General features: G+C 72.1%; 14 protein-coding genes and 1 pseudogene. 5 read left to right on the forward strand and 10 right to left on the reverse strand.

The window, feature by feature from the left end:
• Positions 1–73: 73 nt before the first annotated feature.
• On the forward strand, positions 74–1,663 hold the full coding sequence (locus ABD296_RS37780; protein WP_344278965.1) for a GMC family oxidoreductase: 1,590 nt from the start codon (positions 74–76) through the stop codon (positions 1,661–1,663).
• A 550-nt stretch (positions 1,664–2,213) separates the two neighbouring features.
• Here the strand turns inward: ABD296_RS37780 and ABD296_RS37785 are convergent.
• On the reverse strand, positions 2,214–2,768 hold the full coding sequence (locus ABD296_RS37785; RefSeq protein ID WP_344278968.1) for a TetR/AcrR family transcriptional regulator: 555 nt from the start codon (positions 2,766–2,768) through the stop codon (positions 2,214–2,216).
• Positions 2,769–2,845: 77 nt separating this feature from the next.
• On the opposite strand from ABD296_RS37785, the gene ABD296_RS37790 reads away from it, so the two are divergent.
• On the forward strand, positions 2,846–3,526 hold the full coding sequence (locus ABD296_RS37790) for an SDR family oxidoreductase (protein ID WP_344278970.1): 681 nt from the start codon (positions 2,846–2,848) through the stop codon (positions 3,524–3,526).
• Positions 3,527–3,601: 75 nt separating this feature from the next.
• On the opposite strand, the gene ABD296_RS37795 is transcribed toward ABD296_RS37790, so the two are convergent.
• From ABD296_RS37795 to ABD296_RS37805, 3 genes are all read right to left on the reverse strand, one after another.
• Entirely contained in the window at positions 3,602–5,101 is a 1,500-nt protein-coding gene (locus ABD296_RS37795) for an aldehyde dehydrogenase family protein (protein WP_344278973.1), read from the reverse strand.
• A gap of 66 nt (positions 5,102–5,167) precedes the next feature.
• Positions 5,168–6,529, reverse strand: a complete 1,362-nt coding sequence (locus ABD296_RS37800) for a carotenoid oxygenase family protein (protein ID WP_344278976.1) — start codon at positions 6,527–6,529, stop codon at positions 5,168–5,170.
• Complete coding sequence (locus ABD296_RS37805; RefSeq protein WP_344278979.1) at positions 6,526–7,113, reverse strand: hypothetical protein; 588 nt, start codon at positions 7,111–7,113, stop codon at positions 6,526–6,528. The genes ABD296_RS37800 and ABD296_RS37805 overlap by 4 nt, the downstream gene beginning before the upstream one ends.
• Positions 7,114–7,213: 100 nt before the next feature.
• Between ABD296_RS37805 and ABD296_RS37810 the strand changes: the two genes are divergently transcribed.
• On the forward strand, positions 7,214–7,762 hold the full coding sequence (locus ABD296_RS37810) for a PadR family transcriptional regulator (RefSeq protein WP_344278982.1): 549 nt from the start codon (positions 7,214–7,216) through the stop codon (positions 7,760–7,762).
• A gap of 84 nt (positions 7,763–7,846) precedes the next feature.
• On the opposite strand, the gene ABD296_RS37815 is transcribed toward ABD296_RS37810, so the two are convergent.
• Positions 7,847–8,656, reverse strand: a complete 810-nt coding sequence (locus ABD296_RS37815; RefSeq protein ID WP_344278985.1) for an NAD(P)H-binding protein — start codon at positions 8,654–8,656, stop codon at positions 7,847–7,849.
• 106 nt (positions 8,657–8,762) lie between these two features.
• On the opposite strand from ABD296_RS37815, the gene ABD296_RS37820 reads away from it, so the two are divergent.
• Complete coding sequence (locus ABD296_RS37820; RefSeq protein ID WP_344278988.1) at positions 8,763–9,410, forward strand: TetR/AcrR family transcriptional regulator; 648 nt, start codon at positions 8,763–8,765, stop codon at positions 9,408–9,410.
• Positions 9,411–9,422: 12 nt separating this feature from the next.
• Here ABD296_RS37820 and ABD296_RS37825 read toward each other — a convergent pair whose 3' ends face one another.
• The 4 genes from ABD296_RS37825 to ABD296_RS37840 form a co-directional block, all read right to left on the reverse strand.
• Entirely contained in the window at positions 9,423–10,208 is a 786-nt protein-coding gene (locus ABD296_RS37825; protein WP_344278991.1) for a site-2 protease family protein, read from the reverse strand.
• 70 nt (positions 10,209–10,278) lie between these two features.
• Positions 10,279–10,863: a TetR/AcrR family transcriptional regulator gene (locus ABD296_RS37830; RefSeq protein WP_344278994.1), complete on the reverse strand. Its 585-nt coding sequence runs from the start codon at positions 10,861–10,863 to the stop codon at positions 10,279–10,281.
• Between the two features lie 30 nt (positions 10,864–10,893).
• Positions 10,894–11,301 carry a DUF3224 domain-containing protein gene (locus ABD296_RS37835; protein WP_344278996.1) on the reverse strand — a complete coding sequence of 136 codons (408 nt, stop codon included), beginning with the start codon at positions 11,299–11,301 and terminating at the stop codon, positions 10,894–10,896.
• 38 nt (positions 11,302–11,339) lie between these two features.
• On the reverse strand, positions 11,340–12,212 hold the full coding sequence (locus ABD296_RS37840; protein WP_344278998.1) for a helix-turn-helix transcriptional regulator: 873 nt from the start codon (positions 12,210–12,212) through the stop codon (positions 11,340–11,342).
• 193 nt (positions 12,213–12,405) lie between these two features.
• On the opposite strand from ABD296_RS37840, the pseudogene ABD296_RS37845 reads away from it, so the two are divergent.
• A pseudogene (locus tag ABD296_RS37845) lies at positions 12,406–13,325 on the forward strand (aldo/keto reductase).
• Positions 13,326–13,794: 469 nt separating this feature from the next.
• On the opposite strand, the gene ABD296_RS37850 reads toward ABD296_RS37845, so the two are convergent.
• The coding region (locus ABD296_RS37850; protein ID WP_344279000.1) for an HNH endonuclease signature motif containing protein at positions 13,795–14,562 on the reverse strand (768 nt) is incomplete at its 5' end.

Consider the following 14,562-nt stretch of genomic DNA (forward strand, 5'->3'; position numbering starts at 1 on the left):
CGGCGGGCGGCGCCGCCCGCCGGGGCCCGGACGGCCCGGTGACGTTGGAAAACCGTTCGGTAGTGTTCGTTCCGTGTACGACTACGTGATCATCGGTGCGGGCAGTGCCGGCTGCGTGCTGGCCGCCCGGCTGTCGCAGGACCCGGCGGCGAAGGTGCTGCTGCTGGAGGCCGGGCCCCCCGACGGCGCGCCGGAGATCCACATCCCGGCGGCGGTCGCGAGCCTGATCAAGGGCCCGTACGACTGGGACTACACGACCGTCCCGCAGGAGCACGCCGCCGGGCGCGCGGTGTACTGGCCGCGCGGTCGCACCCTCGGCGGCAGCTCGTCGACCAACGCGATGATCTACATTCGCGGCAACCGGTACGACTACGACACCTGGCGGGACGCCTACGGCTGCGACGGCTGGGGCTACGAGGACCTGCTGCCCTACTTCCGCCGCGCCGAGGACCAGCAGCGCATCGCGACCCCGTACCACGGCACGGGCGGCCCGCTGCGCGTCGAGGACCTGCGCTACAAGCACCCGCTGACGCAGGCGTGGGTGCAGTCGGCCAAGGCGTGCGGGCTGGCCGCGAACCCCGACTTCAACGGCGCCGACCAGGACGGCGTCGGCTTCTACCAGGTCACCCAGCGGCGGGGGAGGCGCTGGTCGGCCGCCGCCGGCTACCTGCGTCCGGCGCTGCGGCGGCCCAACCTGACCGTCGTCACCGACGCCCTGGTCACCCGGATCCTGATCGAGGACGGCCGCGCGGCGGGCGTCCGGTACGAGGCGCGCGGCGAGACCGTCGAGGCGCGCGCCGGCTCCGAGGTGATCCTGTCCGGCGGCGCGGTGAACAGCCCGCAGCTGCTGATGCTGTCGGGCGTCGGCCCCGCCGACCACCTGCGCGCGCACGGCATCGACGTGGTCGCCGACTCCCCGGTCGGGCAGGGCCTGCAGGACCACCCGTTCGTCAACGTCATGTTCGCGACCCCGCACACCAAGGGCCTGTGGGAGCTGGCGAACGCCCGCGCGTTCGCGCTCTACACCGCGCTCGCGCGCGGCCCGTACGCGTCCAACCTCGCCGAGGCGGGCGGGTTCGTCCGGACGGTCGACGGGCTGCCCGCGCCCGACCTGCAGTTCCACGTGCTGCCGACCCCGTTCGTCGACCAGGGCCTCGTCGAGCCGTCGCAGCGGCTGCTGTCGGTCATGGTCACCGCGATCGCCGTGGCGAGCCGCGGGTCGCTGACGCTGCGGTCCGCCAGCCCGTACGCCAAGCCGCTGATCGACCCCGCGTACCTCGCGGACAAGGCCGACCTGGACGTGCTGGTCGCGGGTGTCCGGCGGGCCCGCGCGATCGCCGCCGACGGCCCGCTCGGCCTTCTGGTGGGCGGCGAGTACGCACCCGGCGAGCAGGTCCAGGACGAGGAGGACATCGCCGCCTTCGTCCGCCGTGAGTGCGCCACGCTGTTCCACCCCACAAGCACCTGCGCGATGGGCGGCTCGGACGACGCCGTCTGCGACACCGAGCTGCGCGTCCGCGGCGTCGAGGGCCTGCGCGTCGTGGACGCCTCCGTCATGCCGGCGGTGCCGCGCGGCAACACCAACGCCCCCACCATCGCCATCGCCGAACGCGCCGCCGACCTCATCCGAGGCCGCACTCCCCTCCGCCCCGCCGGCCGCTGAGCCTTCATCGGCCGGTGAGACGGCCCGGGAAAAGGAGAACGCCCCCGTCGTGTGACGGGGGCGTCGGCCGTGGGGGACAGGGTGAGGGGCTCACCGCTTGAGGGCCTTGACGAGGCGGGCGGCGCGGCGCGCCTCGCGGGCCTCGGCCCGCAGCCTGCGTGCCCGGTCCTCTCCGGCTACCCTGGCGAACTCGTAGTTGATCATGGCTGGCTCCCTTCGTTCCGGACGGTTCTGGACGGGTCGCGCGTCAGCGCTTGAGCGCCTTGGCGAGCCGGGCGCGACGCGCGTTGCGGGCCTCGGCCTGCCGCTCGCGTACGCGGTCGGCGATGAGTCCCCTGCTGATCTCCATGCTGTACATGTCCTGCTCCTCGTTTCCGCCGGGCCTCCCTGGCCCGACATGTACAAGGTTCGCGCTAAGGCGCGGGGGGCCACATCGGGACGACGCCCTATTCGCGGGGCTTAGGGCGCCTTAGTTCGCCGCGCCTGCGGCTCAGCCGCCTTAGGGCGCGCGGCGGCGGGGCCTAGGCGCCTTAGGGGAGCGGGTCCGGCCTCAGGAAACGGTGCGGACGAGGAGGTCGGTGAGCTGCCGCCCGGCCGCCTCGTCCAGCGGCGCGTGGTCGAGCATGAGGCGGTACCACAGCACGCCGTAGACGACGTCGATCAGCAGGTCGGGGTCGATGCCGGCGGCGATCTCGCCGCGCCCGGCGGCGCGGTCGAGGATCTGCCGGAGCGCGGCGCGGCGGGCGAACAGGAACCGGTCGCGGAACGCCCTGGCGAACACCGGGTCGAGCAGCGCCTCGGCCATCAGCCCGATGAGGACGGGCCGCTGGCCGCGCTGCCGGAACGTCGCGACGAGGAACTCGGCCAGGTCGCCGGGCAGCGAGCCGGTGTCGGGGACGGCGATGCGCTCGTCGGCGAACTCCACCAGGCCGTCGAGGACGACGTCGGCCTTGGACGGCCACCAGCGGTAGATCGTCTGCTTGCCGACGCCGGCGGCCGCGGCGATGCCCTGCATGGTGAGGGCGGCGTAGCCGTGCTCCTGGAGCCCGCTCATCGCGGCGCCGAGGATCGCGCGCCGTGCCGTCTCGCTGCGTGGCCGTCCCATGCCGGCAGTTTACAAGACGCGGAGTCTCGAATTAGTATCGAGACGTCACGTCTTGAAATCTGAAGGGGAGGCGCGCCATGCGCGTTGTGATCATGGGCGGCACGTCCGGGATCGGGCTGGCGACCGCCGGGCTGCTGGCGGAGCGGGGCGCCGAGGTGACCGTCACCGGCCGGGACCCGGAGAAGTTCGCCGCGGTGAAGCCCGCGACCGCGGAACGGGTCGACGGGACCGACGAGCGCGAGGTGGCCGCGTTCTTCGAACGGACCGGCGCGTTCGACCACCTGGTGCTCGCCTTCAGCCCCGGCGCCGTGGGCATGGGGCCGATCGGGCAGACGGAGCTGGCCGACGTCCGGGCCGCGTTCGACGGGAAGCTGTTCCCCTACCTGTCGGCGATCCAGCACGCGAACGTGACCGGTTCGATCACGTTCGTGTCGGCGGCGTCCGCCCGCGCGGGCCTGCCGGGGACGACCGCGCTCGCCGCGGTGAACGGGGCGATCGAGCGGATCGTGTCGCCGCTGGCCGCTGAGCTGTCGCCGGTCCGTGTGAACGCGGTGGCGCCCGGCGTGGTCGACACCCCGTGGTGGTCGTTCCTGCCGGACGGGCGGCGGGAGGCGCAGTTCGCCGAGGCCGCCGGGGGCCTGGCGGTCAAGCGGGTCGGGACCGCCGAGGACGTCGCCGAGGCGATCGCCTACCTCGTCGGCGCGTCCTACGTGACCGGCACGATCCTCCCCGTCGACGGCGGCTTCACCATCGCCTGACCCGCCGTCCGCGCCCGCGCCCGCGGGGGCGCCGCACTTACGCGGCGCCCCCGCGAGGCGGGCGCCGCCGCGGGGTCAGCGCTTGTAGCGGCGGCCGTGGATCATGTTGATCAGGCCGAGGACGCGAGCCATCTCCTTCTCGGTGCGGCCGAACGAGGTCAGGTTCATCGCGGCGAACCGCTGCCGGGTGATGGCCTTCGGCCGGGCGAACTCGCGCAGCCCGTCCGCGCCGTGGATGCGGCCGAACCCCGACTCGCCGACGCCGCCGAACGGCAGCGCCGCGACCTGCGCGAACGCGGCGAACGCGTTGATGGACGTCATGCCCGAGCGCATCCGGCGGGCGGCGTCCATCGCGCGGGACCGGCTGCCGGAGAAGATCGTCCCGGCGAGGCCGTAGGTGCTCCCGTTGGCCTTCTCGACGGCCTCGTCCAGGTCCCTGACGCGGTGGACGGTGATCGTCGGGCCGAAGGTCTCCTCGGAGACGGCGGACGAGTCGTCCGGCACGTCGGTGAGCACGACCGGCTCGACGTAGGGCTTGCGGACCGACTCGGCGCCGCCGACGACGGCCTTGCCGCCCTTGTCCAGGGCGTCCTTGATGTGCCGCTCGATGATGTCGAGCTGGCCGGGCATGGTGATCGGGCCGTAGGCGGCCTCGCGGTCGAAGCCGGGCCGCAGGTCCTTGGCCTTCTCGGTGAGCTTGCCGAGGAAGCGGTCGTAGGCGTCGTCCACCACGTAGATCCGCTCGACGCCGATGCAGGTCTGGCCGGCGTTGGACATCGCGCCCCACAGCGCGGCGTCGGCGGCGGCGTCGAGGTCGGCGTCGGAGTCGACGATGCAGGCGTCCTTGCCGCCGCACTCGGCGACGATCGGGGTGAGGTTCTCGGCGCAGGCGGCCATCACCCGCTTGGCGGTGCGGCCGGAACCGGTGAAGGCGATCTTGTCGACGTCCGGGGACGAGGCGAGCGCGGCGCCGGTCGCGCCGAGGCCGGTGACCACCTGCAGGACCGGGTGCTCGGGGATCACGCCCTCGACCAGCTCCGCGAGCAGCAGCCCGACGCCGGGGGTGAACTCCGACGGCTTGAACACCACGGCGTTGCCGGCGGCGAGCGCGTAGGCGATCGAGCCCATCGGGGTGAAGATCGGGTAGTTCCACGGGCCGATCACGCCGACCACGCCGAGCGGCTGGTACTCCAGCTCGCAGCGCTGGTTGATCGCCATCAGGCCGGGGTAGACGGTGCGCGCGCCGAGCACCTTGCGCGCGTTGCGGGCGGCCCAGTCCAGGTGCGAGATCGCCATGATCGTCTCGAGCTGGGCGTCCTGCACCGGCTTGCCGGTCTCCTGGTGGATGAGCTCGGCCATCCGGTTGAGGTTGCGGGTGAGCGCGCCCTTGACGTTCAGCAGCCGCAGGCGGCGCTCCTTCCAGCCGAGGGCGCGCCACCAGCCGGCGGCCTCGCGGGCCCGGCCGAGGGCCGCGGCGACGGCGGCGGCGTCGTGCACCGGGTGCTCGGCGACGACCTCGCCGGTGGCCGGGTTCAGGGACGCGAACGTCTCGGTGCTCTCCGTGGCCACGGACATGCGGAACCTCCCGGGAGGAGCCTGGTAAGTGTTTACTTGCAGGTGTGTACTGGCTAGTAAATCACTCTAGGCGGCCGGGTGTCCCCGTCGCGCGTCGGGAATCCAGCTCCCGTGGAAACCCGCAGGTACCCGCCGTGGGAGCCGCACGCTCGCCGTCCGCGACAGGTCCGCCGCGTCCAGCACGAGCAGCTCGGCGGAGGAGGCGCCGGAGACGACCGCCAGCAGCCAGCCCTCGTCCTCCGCGCGGGCGCCCTCCGCCGGGACGAACACCGCCTCGCCCACGGACGCGCTGTCCCCGAACTCCCGCGCCGACGACGAGCCGTCGCGCAGGTCGTACTTCACCACCGCGTGCCCGGCCACCGTGTACAGGTACCGGTGCCGCAGGCCCGTCCGGGCGTCGTCGTGGGTCGGGAACTCCACGGCGCGGTCGTCGAGCTGCTCTTCGGCGACCCGTCCGGTCGCGGGGTCCAGCGCCCACCGGTACAGGTGCGCGGTGTCGGACTCGGCCGCGTCCTGCGCCGGGTTCGCCGAACCGCCGATCTCCCTCCAGGAGGCGGCGAAGTCCTCGGGCCGGTAGCGGACGCCGTCCAGCATGATCCGGCCGGCGCCGTCCTCGTGGGCGTTGCCGACGTGGAAGACGTAGCACGGGTCGATCTCGAACCAGCGGACCTCGCCCGCCGCGTCGCGCGGCATGACGCCGAGCCGGGCGCCGTAGGCGTCGTCCCAGCGGAACGGCATGCCGCGGCCCTTCACCGCCAGGTCCAGGTCGAACACGACGGGCAGGTCGAGCCAGATCACGTGGTGCTCGGTGATCGCGAAGTCGTGCATCATCGTCGGGCCCGGCACCGGGATTTCGCGGCTCTCCACGATCCGAGCCCCGTCCGCCGACAGCCGGTGGTAGGTCAGGTGGGGCGGCAGGACGCCGTAGCCGAAGAACAGCAGCTCGCCGGTCACCGGGTCCCGCTTGGGGTGCGCGGTCATCGCGGTGGTCAGCGTCCCGCCGAAGTCGCACGGGCCGACCGTGCCGATCTCGGGCGTGATCTCGTGGGGGAGGCCGATCTCGACCAGCGCGAGGATCCGGTCGCCGTGCGGGATCACGTGGGTGTTGGCGGGGACGGCGGTGAAGTCGAGGGTGCCGTCGTCGCCCACGAACCGGGCGTTCTTGTCGGTGAACGTCCTGGTGCGCACCCAGCGGTTGCGGTACCACTCGGCGCGTCCGCCGCGCAGCCGCACGCCGTGGATCATCCCCGGGCCGGTGAACCAGTGGCCGCTCGGACGGCCGGGCAGTGGGTTCGGGCCGTTGCGGAAGTAGCGTCCGGTCAGCTCGGGCGGCAGCGCGCCGGTGACCTCCAGGCCGGTGGCGTCGATCTCGTCCGGGACGGGAGCGAGGCGGCCCTCGAGCCAGCCGGCCTCGGTCGGGGCGGTCATCGGGCGATCCCGCGGTCGATGCCGTGGCGGGCGAAGTACCGCTTCTGCGCGATCTCGGGGTAGCGGGCGGTGAAGACGGCCGGGATGGTGAAGCCGGCGATCTTGACGCCGACGAGCAGCGCGGTGTTGTGCGGGGCGGTGTGCTGGACGTCGGCGAGCACGAGCGCCATGACGGTGAAGCTGACGGCCCAGACGACGGCGATGACCGTGGTGATCCGCTTGAACAGGTCGGTCGCGGCGATCTCGGCGTCGACGTCGCGGCGGGCGACGCCCTGGGTGAAGGGCCGTCCGATGAGGAGGGTGCCCCAGGCGGTGAGGCCGAGCCAGCCGATCGACATGGACGCGCCGTAGTCCATCAGGGCCGCGTCGAGGGCGGCGAAGGCGAGCGCGGTCAGCAGCGCCATGAAGACGATGGTGGACAGTTCGAGGACCAGCGACTCGAGCCGGTTGCCCCTGCGCAGGTCGTCGGCGAACAGCGCGAGTGCCGCGACGAGGCCGGCCAGCGCGCCCGCCTGGTCGCTCCAGCCGCTGATGACGGCGAGCAGGATCCACGGGAGGAAGGTCCGGACGTAGTACACCAGCATGGCGCGAGCCTCTCATCGGGAGCGACGTTCCAACTTCGACATGTCAGAACCTAGACGTGTCACATTCGACATGTCAACACAGACGTGTCAAACTCAACGCATGAGCCTGCGACACGCGCTGCTGGGACTGATCGCCGAGTTGGACGGCGCCAGCGGATACGACCTGCTGAAGGTGTTCGAGATATCCCTCGGCACGGTCTGGCAGGCGACCCAGAGCCAGCTCTACGGCGAGCTCGGCAAGCTCACCGACACCGGACTGATCGAGGTGTCCGCTGAGGGGCCGCGCGGCCGCAAGGAGTACGCGATCACCGACGCCGGGCAGGCGGAGCTGCGCCACTGGCTGGTGGAGACCGAGCCGAAGCCGCACCGCCGCGACGAGGTCATGCTGCGGGTCTTCTTTCTCGACCAGATCGGGCCCGAGGAGGCCCTCGGCTACATGGACCGGATGATCGACGCCCTTTCCGGCCGGCTCGACGAACTCGCCCGGCTGGAGGAGATCGTCCCGTGGGAGGAGGAGGGCGGCCTCACCGGCAACGGCCGGCTGACCATGGAGTACGGCAAGCGCTTCATGGCCATGCGCCGCGACTGGTTCGTCTGGGCCCGCAAGCAGTACGAGGAGCGCCGCTCCGGCGCGGGTACCGGCGGCTGACGCGCGTACGGCCGGGCGGAGCGGGGGCCTGCCCGGCCGTACGTCGCGGTGCCCTCTGGTGAGGGAGCGGCCGCGTGGCCGCCGTCAGAAGTGGTCCGCGGCCCACTCGGCGAACGTGCGGGCCGGACGGCCGGTGATGCGCTCGACCTCGGGGGAGATCTCGACGTCGCGGTCCACCGCCTCGGCGCGCATGCGCAGGAGCGCGTCGACCAGGCCCTCGCGCATGTAGGGGCGGCCGAGCATCTCCGCCCGCGCCTGCTCGGGCGGGATCTCCTCGAACCGGGCCGGGATTCCGGCGGCGGCGCCGATGATCTCGACCATCCGCGGGTGGGTGAGGGCCTCGGGCCCGCTGAGCACCGGCTTCGCGCCGACGAGGCCGTCCGACAGCAGGGCGCGGGCCGCGACCGCGGCGATGTCGCGCTCGTGGATCGGCGCGCTGCGGGCGGTGGCGTAAGGCTCGCGCACCGGCTCGCCCGCGCGGATCGTCTCCTCCCAGACGAGCGCGTTGGTCGCGAACTCGCCCGGGCGCACGAACGTCCACTCCAGGCCGGTCTCCTCGATCGCCCGCTCGATCTCCAGGTGGTGGGCGCCGACCACGTTGCGGGGGTCGTCGTTCAGCGCGGCGGCCGACGACAGCAGGACCACGCGCCGGACGCCGCGGTCGCGGGCGCGCTCCAGCAGGTCGCCGAGGCCGTTCCAGAACACGGCGGGGTTGAGGAAGATCGACGTGACGCCGTCCAGCGGCATCTCGTCGGTGCGGGCGACCTCGGCCTCGCTGGGCAGCCGCGCGGTGGCCGGGTCGCGGGTCAGCGCGCGGACCTTGGCGTCCGCGCAGAGCAGCTCGCCGACGAGATGGCGGCCGACGTTGCCGGTGGCTCCGGTGACAAGGATCATCGTTCGACTCTTTCCGTGTGGGTGCGCACCCATCTTCAACCAGATGGATGAAGACGTCAACCAGTCAGATGTTTGACAACGTCAGCCGGGCGGTAGCATGGGCGGCGTGACGGAGCAGACGAGGCGGCCGCGGCGCGCGCCCGGTCCCGGCGAGCGCAAGCTCGACGCCGAGCGGTCGCGGCGCCTGCTGCTGGACGCCGCCATGGACGAGTTCGCCGCCAAGGGCTACGCGGGCGCCCGCGTCCAGGACATCGCCGACCGCGCCGGGGTCAACAAGCAGCTGATCAACTACTACTTCGGCGGCAAGCACGGCCTGTACTGCGAGCTCGGCCGCCGCTGGCTGGAACTCGAAGCCGAGATCAACGACCCGGCGGTCGGCCTCGACGAGGTCATGACCCGCTACCTGCAACACGCGTTCGACGACCCGCGCGGCACCCGCCTCAACGCCTGGCGCGGCCTCACCGAGGACCCCGCCGACCTGCCGCCCGTCGAGCGCGAGGACCTGTCGGAGCTGGAACGCCGGCAGGCGGAGGGCGAACTCGCCGATGACCTCGACCCGGCCGCCGTGATGGTGGTGATGATGGCGGCGGTGGCGGCGCCCGCCGTCCTGCCGCAGATCATTTACCGGGTGTACGGGATGAGTCCGGAGTCACCGGAGTTCCGCGAGCAGTACGCCGAACAGCTCCGGCGGATCGTCCGCCTCCTCGCGGGCTGCCGCCACACCGGACGCGCGGAGCCCGACGAGGAGCCGTAGGTCCAGCGGGCTTCAGCTCTGCCAGAACAGGAACAGCGAGTGGCCCGCGTCGATCGGGATGGCGCCGATCCCCAGCGCGTCGGTGATGTGGTAGATCAGGTGGAAGAAGCCCCGGTTGACCGGCTCGATCCACAGCAGCGCGATCAGCACCAGGAACACGTAGCCGCCGTAACCGCTGACCTGGTCGACGAAACGGCGCGGCAGGTACGGCTCGACGATGCCGAACCCGTCCAGCCCGGGGATCGGCAGCAGGTTCAGTAGCGCCGCGGTGACCTGCAGGAACGCCAGGAACGCCAGACCCAGCCAGAACACCCCGTGGCCCTGCGCGGCGAAGTTCTTGTAGATCACCGCCAGCATGATCGCGAAGATGGCGTTCGACAGCGGGCCCGCCGCCGACACCAGGCTGTGCCGCAGCCGCCCCGGGATCCGGTGCCGCTCGATCCATACCGCCCCGCCCGGCAGGCCGATCCCGCCGAGCAGGATGAACACCACCGGGATCAGGAAGCTGAGCAGCACGTCGGAGTACTTCGCCGGATTCAGCGTCAGGTAGCCCTTGGAGGCCACGCTGCGGTCCCCGGACCGGTACGCGATGTAGGCGTGCCCGAACTCGTGCACGCACAGCGACACCATCCACGCCGCGATCACGAACCCGAACAGCGCGATCCGCGCCTGCTTGGCCGGGTTGTCCCCGTACCGCCAGGCGATCAGCCCGCAGACGACGGTGGCCGCCACGATCACGAGGAACACCGGGCTCGGCTGCACCGCCGACCGCCTCCGCCTCGTGAAGTCCGCAACCATCGCCCCGACCCCTTCCGGTCAGCCGCCCCGTCCGATCCTTGCAAGCTACCGTCTCGTAAGTGCGGACGCGTCACGGTCCCGCGATGCCCGGCACCACATAGGTGCGCAGGAAGCGGCGCAACTCGTCGGGCTCGCGCCGCCGGTCCATCACGATCAGGGACGTGATGATCCGGAACAGGAACTCCACCGTCCCCTCCACCTCGATGTCGGGACGCAGCGTCCGCTGCCGCTGCGCCTGCTCGAAGTAGGGCCGCACGTAGTCGCAGCACAGCGCCAGCACGTGCTCCGCCGCGCCCGCCACCGCCGCCTGCATGTGCCCCGCCGCCTCCGGCACCAGGAAATGCGCGATCGCCGGCTCGTTGCGGACGTACTCGACCGCGTCCATCGTGCCCTCGACGATCGCCTCCGGCACCGACCGCTCGCTGCGCAGCCGCACGGCGAGCCGGTCCAGGAACCGGTGCAGGTCGCGCACCACGACCGCGAGGATCAGCTCGTCCCGCCCGCCGCTGACCGCCCGGTACACCGTCGCCCGCGACAGCTTCGCCGCCGCCGCGATGTCCTCCACCGTGGTCTTGGCCACGCCGAACCGGGCGAAGCACGCCTCGGCGGCGTCGATGATCCGCTCACGGGTGGCGTCGGTACTGACCGGGGGCATGGCCGAAAGATTACCGGCCGCGCCGCCCGGTCAGCCGAGCGTGTACTCCAGCGTCCAGGTGTGGCGCCCTTCGCCGGACACGGTGATCTGCCCGACGCCGCGGATCCCGGCCAGCTCCCCGGTCCCGGACGTCGGCACGATCAGCCAGCGCAGCCACTGCGTACCGGGCGTCCCGTCCTCGGTGCCCGCGCTGTGCTGCAGGACGAACGTCCCCTCCCGGCCGTGCAGGATCCCCTGGACGTGCTCGATCCCCACATACGCCACCGGCCCGGCCGCCGACTCCACCGTGAGCAGCTCGCTGCTGCTCGTCCCGACGAGATCGCCGTGGAACGTCTTACGGACCTGCACCCGGGTCAGTTTGTTGCCGGCCTGCTCGTCATACGGCTTCTCGGCTTCCCACGCGTCGATCTCGAAGGCGCCGCTCGCTTGGAAGGTCATGCCCGCCATGATGCCCGCCGCGTCCGACATCGACGCGGTCATGCGCTGTCGCGGCCCTCCGGCACGGGCGCGTCTCCCGCCGGGAACTCCTCGATGCCGAGCACCCGCAGCAGATCCAGGCGCTCGCGGGTCTCGGCGTCCGCCGGGCTGAGGACCAGCAGTTGCTGGCGCTGGTCGGGCGTCACCAGGGTCTCGCAGTTCAACAGCAGGGGGCCGACGCGCGGGTGCAGGAGCTTCTTGCGGTCGGCGCGGCGGACCGCAACCTCGTGCTCGGCCCACAGGCCCCGGAACTCGGCGCTGGCGGCCCGCAGGCGGTCGACGAGTCCGGTGACGGCGGGGTCGCCCGCTCGGCGTCCGGCGACCGCGCGCAGGTCGGCCACCAGCTGCCGGGAGTAGTGGTCGTGCTCGTCGGACAGGGAGACGGCGCGGGCGGCGGGTTCGGTGAACCACCGGTAGGCGACGTAGCGTCGGTCGCCGGTGAATCGGGTGTGGTCGCCGGTCAGCAGCACGGCCGCCCGGTTCTGCGCCAGGACCTCGCCGAGATCGGACAGCACCAGCGCCGGGGTGTCACCGAGCAGATCCAGCATGTGCACCAGCCCAGCACGAGCCAGGCCGGCCACCGCGTCGGACGGCGGCGGCCGATGACCGGACAAGTGGAACAAATGGTCGCGCTCGTCATCGGACAGCCGCAACGCGCGCGCCAGCGCGCCAAGCAACTGCGGCGAGGGCCGGCTGCTGCGGCCCTGCTCCAGGCGGACGACGTAGTCCACCGAGACGCCGGCGAGCATCGCCACCTCCTCCCGGCGCAGGCCTGCGATGCGGCGGCGAGGACCGTCGGCCAAGCCCACCTCGCCCGGTCGGATCGCCTCACGGCGGCGACGCAGGAAATCGGCGAGCTGCTCACGTTCCATGACCCCATGGTGCCTCGCGGCCGGCCGCCCATCCAGGGAGCGGCTCTCCCACGATGAACGCTCCTCTCCCGCCCGTCCCGGCCCCGGCGCAGAGTTGGGCGAGAACGCGACAACGAGGGAGAACACGATGCAGAAGCGAACCTTGGGCCGCACCGGACCGTCCGTCTCCGCACTGGGCCTGGGAGCGATGAGCATGTCAGGCGCCTACGGCGCGGCCGACCGCACGGAGAGCATCGCCACTGTGCACGCCGCGCTGGAGGCTGGCGTCACGCTGATCGACACCGGCGACTTCTACGCCATGGGCCACAACGAACTGCTCCTCGCCGAAGCGCTGCGCGGCCGGGACCGCGACGGCTACGTCCTGAGCGTCAAGTTCGGCCTGCTGTCAGGCCCGGGCCCCGGGGTCGGCGGGTACGACGGCCGCCCCGAGGCGGTGAAGAACTTCCTCGGCCACTCCCTGACCCGGCTCGGCACCGACCACATCGACATCTACCGCCCCGCCCGCCTGGACCCGGCGGTCCCGATCGAGGACACCGTGGGCGCGATCAAGGAATGATCGACGCCGGATACGTCCGGCACCTCGGGCTCTCCGAGGTCGACGCGGCCGCCGTCCGCCGGGCGCACGCCGTCCACCCGGTCTCCGACCTGCAGATCGAGTACTCGCTGATCTCCCGCGCGGTCGAGGCGGACGTCCTGCCCACGCTGCGGGAACTCGGCATCGGCCTGACCGCCTACGGCGTCCTCGGCCGCGGCCTCATCTCCGGCCACTGGACCGCCCCCGGCCCCGGCGACAGCCGCGCCTCCAGCCCCCGCTTCGCCGCCGGCAACGTCGAGCACAACCTCGCCCTCACAGACGCCCTGCGCCGCGTCGCCGAGTCCAAGGGATGCACCGTCGCGCAGTTGGCCATCGCCTGGGTGGCTGCGCAGGGACAGGACATCGTCCCTCTGGTCGGCGCCCGCACGCGCGCCCGCTTGAGCGAAGCGCTGCCTGCGGCAGACCTGATCCTCAGCGCGGATGACCTTGCCGAGATCGAGAAGGCGGTCCCGGCGGGTGCGGCCCGCGGCGACCGGTATCCGTCCGCCTTCATGGACAACCTCGGCGTAGGAAACTGATCGCGCCGTCCCCGCCTCTTGTCTACCTGCCTCTTGTCCTACCTGCCTCGCGCTGGCCCGGGATTGGGTGTTCGGGTTGGCAGGTGCAGGCGGGCGTCCGTGATGGGCGAGAGGCGACGTCGGGCCCTGGGGATGGGGCGTGAGGGTGTTCGTGCGGTGGGGTGGCGCTGGCGTACGGGGCCGCCCCTCCAAAGTCAAGGGCGCCTTCGGCGTCGCTTCGCGATGGACTTCGTCCACCCTTGACTTTGGAGCCTCTGCGGCCCCTGAGGCAGCGCTTAGGGGCAGGCTCCGCCTGCCCCGCCCCGGTCGCGCCACCCCACCGCCCCCGAACCAGCGGACGAAGAGTCGGCCGAGATGAAGAGGCTGCGAGTGTCAGGGCGGGGCACGATGTGCGCGGACATGGGCATGCCGATTCGCCCGAGATCCGGATTGGAATCGGGCGAACCGGCGGTTTGGAGGGTGAGGCGGGTTATGCAGCCCAGTTGACGGTGGTGCCGGGTGGGCCGAACGGCCCCGGCGGTCCGCTGCCGCTCCGGGTTCTTGATCGTGCGCCCGGTGGTGGTAGCAACCGATATATGTACCGTCCGTCGGGGTCTTTGGTGATCCCGATCTGATCTGGGCTGGTGTGTTTGAAGCGGTTGTGCCATCCGCAGGTGAGGGCGAGTTGGTCGATGTCGGTGGGGCTGTTGCCGAGGGCCCAGCCGTTGACGTGGTCGACCTCGCACAGCGTCCCGGGGATCTCACACTCCCGCACCGCGCAGGTCGGGTACAGGGTCTCCAGCACCCGCCGCTGGGCCGCGCTGGCGAACCGCTCCCGGTACCCGAGATACAGCGGCGTGTGCCCCCGCCCGAGCAGGAGCGGTGACACTCCGGCCGCTAGGGCGATGCGGCGGGCTTGCGGAGCGGGGATCGGTGTCCCGTCGGTCAAGCGAGCCGGAGCGTTGCCGCCGGTCAGGGTGTCCAGGTCGCAGAGGACGGTGACCTTGGTGGCCTTGTGTCCACCGGACAGGACGCTGGACAGGGCGGCTGCGGTGCGTTCGCCGACGTCGCGGTGGTCGTCGGGCCCGGCCGGCTTGACCAAGGGAGCGAGAGTCCCGTCCCAGATGGCGGCGTCTTCGGCGTTCAGCCAGCCCTTGATGTACCGGCCGCCGTCCAGGGACCCGGTGCTGGTGATCCACGACTTGGCGTACCCGCGCTTGGCATCCTCACCGGGGGTGGTCTCGGTGCCGTCGCGTTC

The sequence above is a fragment of the Actinomadura napierensis genome (genome assembly GCF_039529375.1).
Taxonomy (GTDB): Bacteria; Actinomycetota; Actinomycetes; order Streptosporangiales; family Streptosporangiaceae; genus Spirillospora; species Spirillospora napierensis.

Coding starts and splice junctions, on each gene's coding strand:
- ABD296_RS37785 (WP_344278968.1), bottom strand. CDS start 2,768: ATGGGACGGCCACGCAGCGAGACGGCACGGCGCGCGATCCTCGGCGCC.
- ABD296_RS37790 (WP_344278970.1), top strand. CDS start 2,846: ATGCGCGTTGTGATCATGGGCGGCACGTCCGGGATCGGGCTGGCGACC.
- ABD296_RS37795 (WP_344278973.1), bottom strand. CDS start 5,101: ATGTCCGTGGCCACGGAGAGCACCGAGACGTTCGCGTCCCTGAACCCG.
- ABD296_RS37800 (WP_344278976.1), bottom strand. CDS start 6,529: ATGACCGCCCCGACCGAGGCCGGCTGGCTCGAGGGCCGCCTCGCTCCC.
- ABD296_RS37805 (WP_344278979.1), bottom strand. CDS start 7,113: ATGCTGGTGTACTACGTCCGGACCTTCCTCCCGTGGATCCTGCTCGCC.
- ABD296_RS37810 (WP_344278982.1), top strand. CDS start 7,214: ATGAGCCTGCGACACGCGCTGCTGGGACTGATCGCCGAGTTGGACGGC.
- ABD296_RS37815 (WP_344278985.1), bottom strand. CDS start 8,656: ATGATCCTTGTCACCGGAGCCACCGGCAACGTCGGCCGCCATCTCGTC.
- ABD296_RS37825 (WP_344278991.1), bottom strand. CDS start 10,208: ATGGTTGCGGACTTCACGAGGCGGAGGCGGTCGGCGGTGCAGCCGAGC.
- ABD296_RS37830 (WP_344278994.1), bottom strand. CDS start 10,863: ATGCCCCCGGTCAGTACCGACGCCACCCGTGAGCGGATCATCGACGCC.
- ABD296_RS37835 (WP_344278996.1), bottom strand. CDS start 11,301: ATGACCTTCCAAGCGAGCGGCGCCTTCGAGATCGACGCGTGGGAAGCC.
- ABD296_RS37840 (WP_344278998.1), bottom strand. CDS start 12,212: ATGGAACGTGAGCAGCTCGCCGATTTCCTGCGTCGCCGCCGTGAGGCG.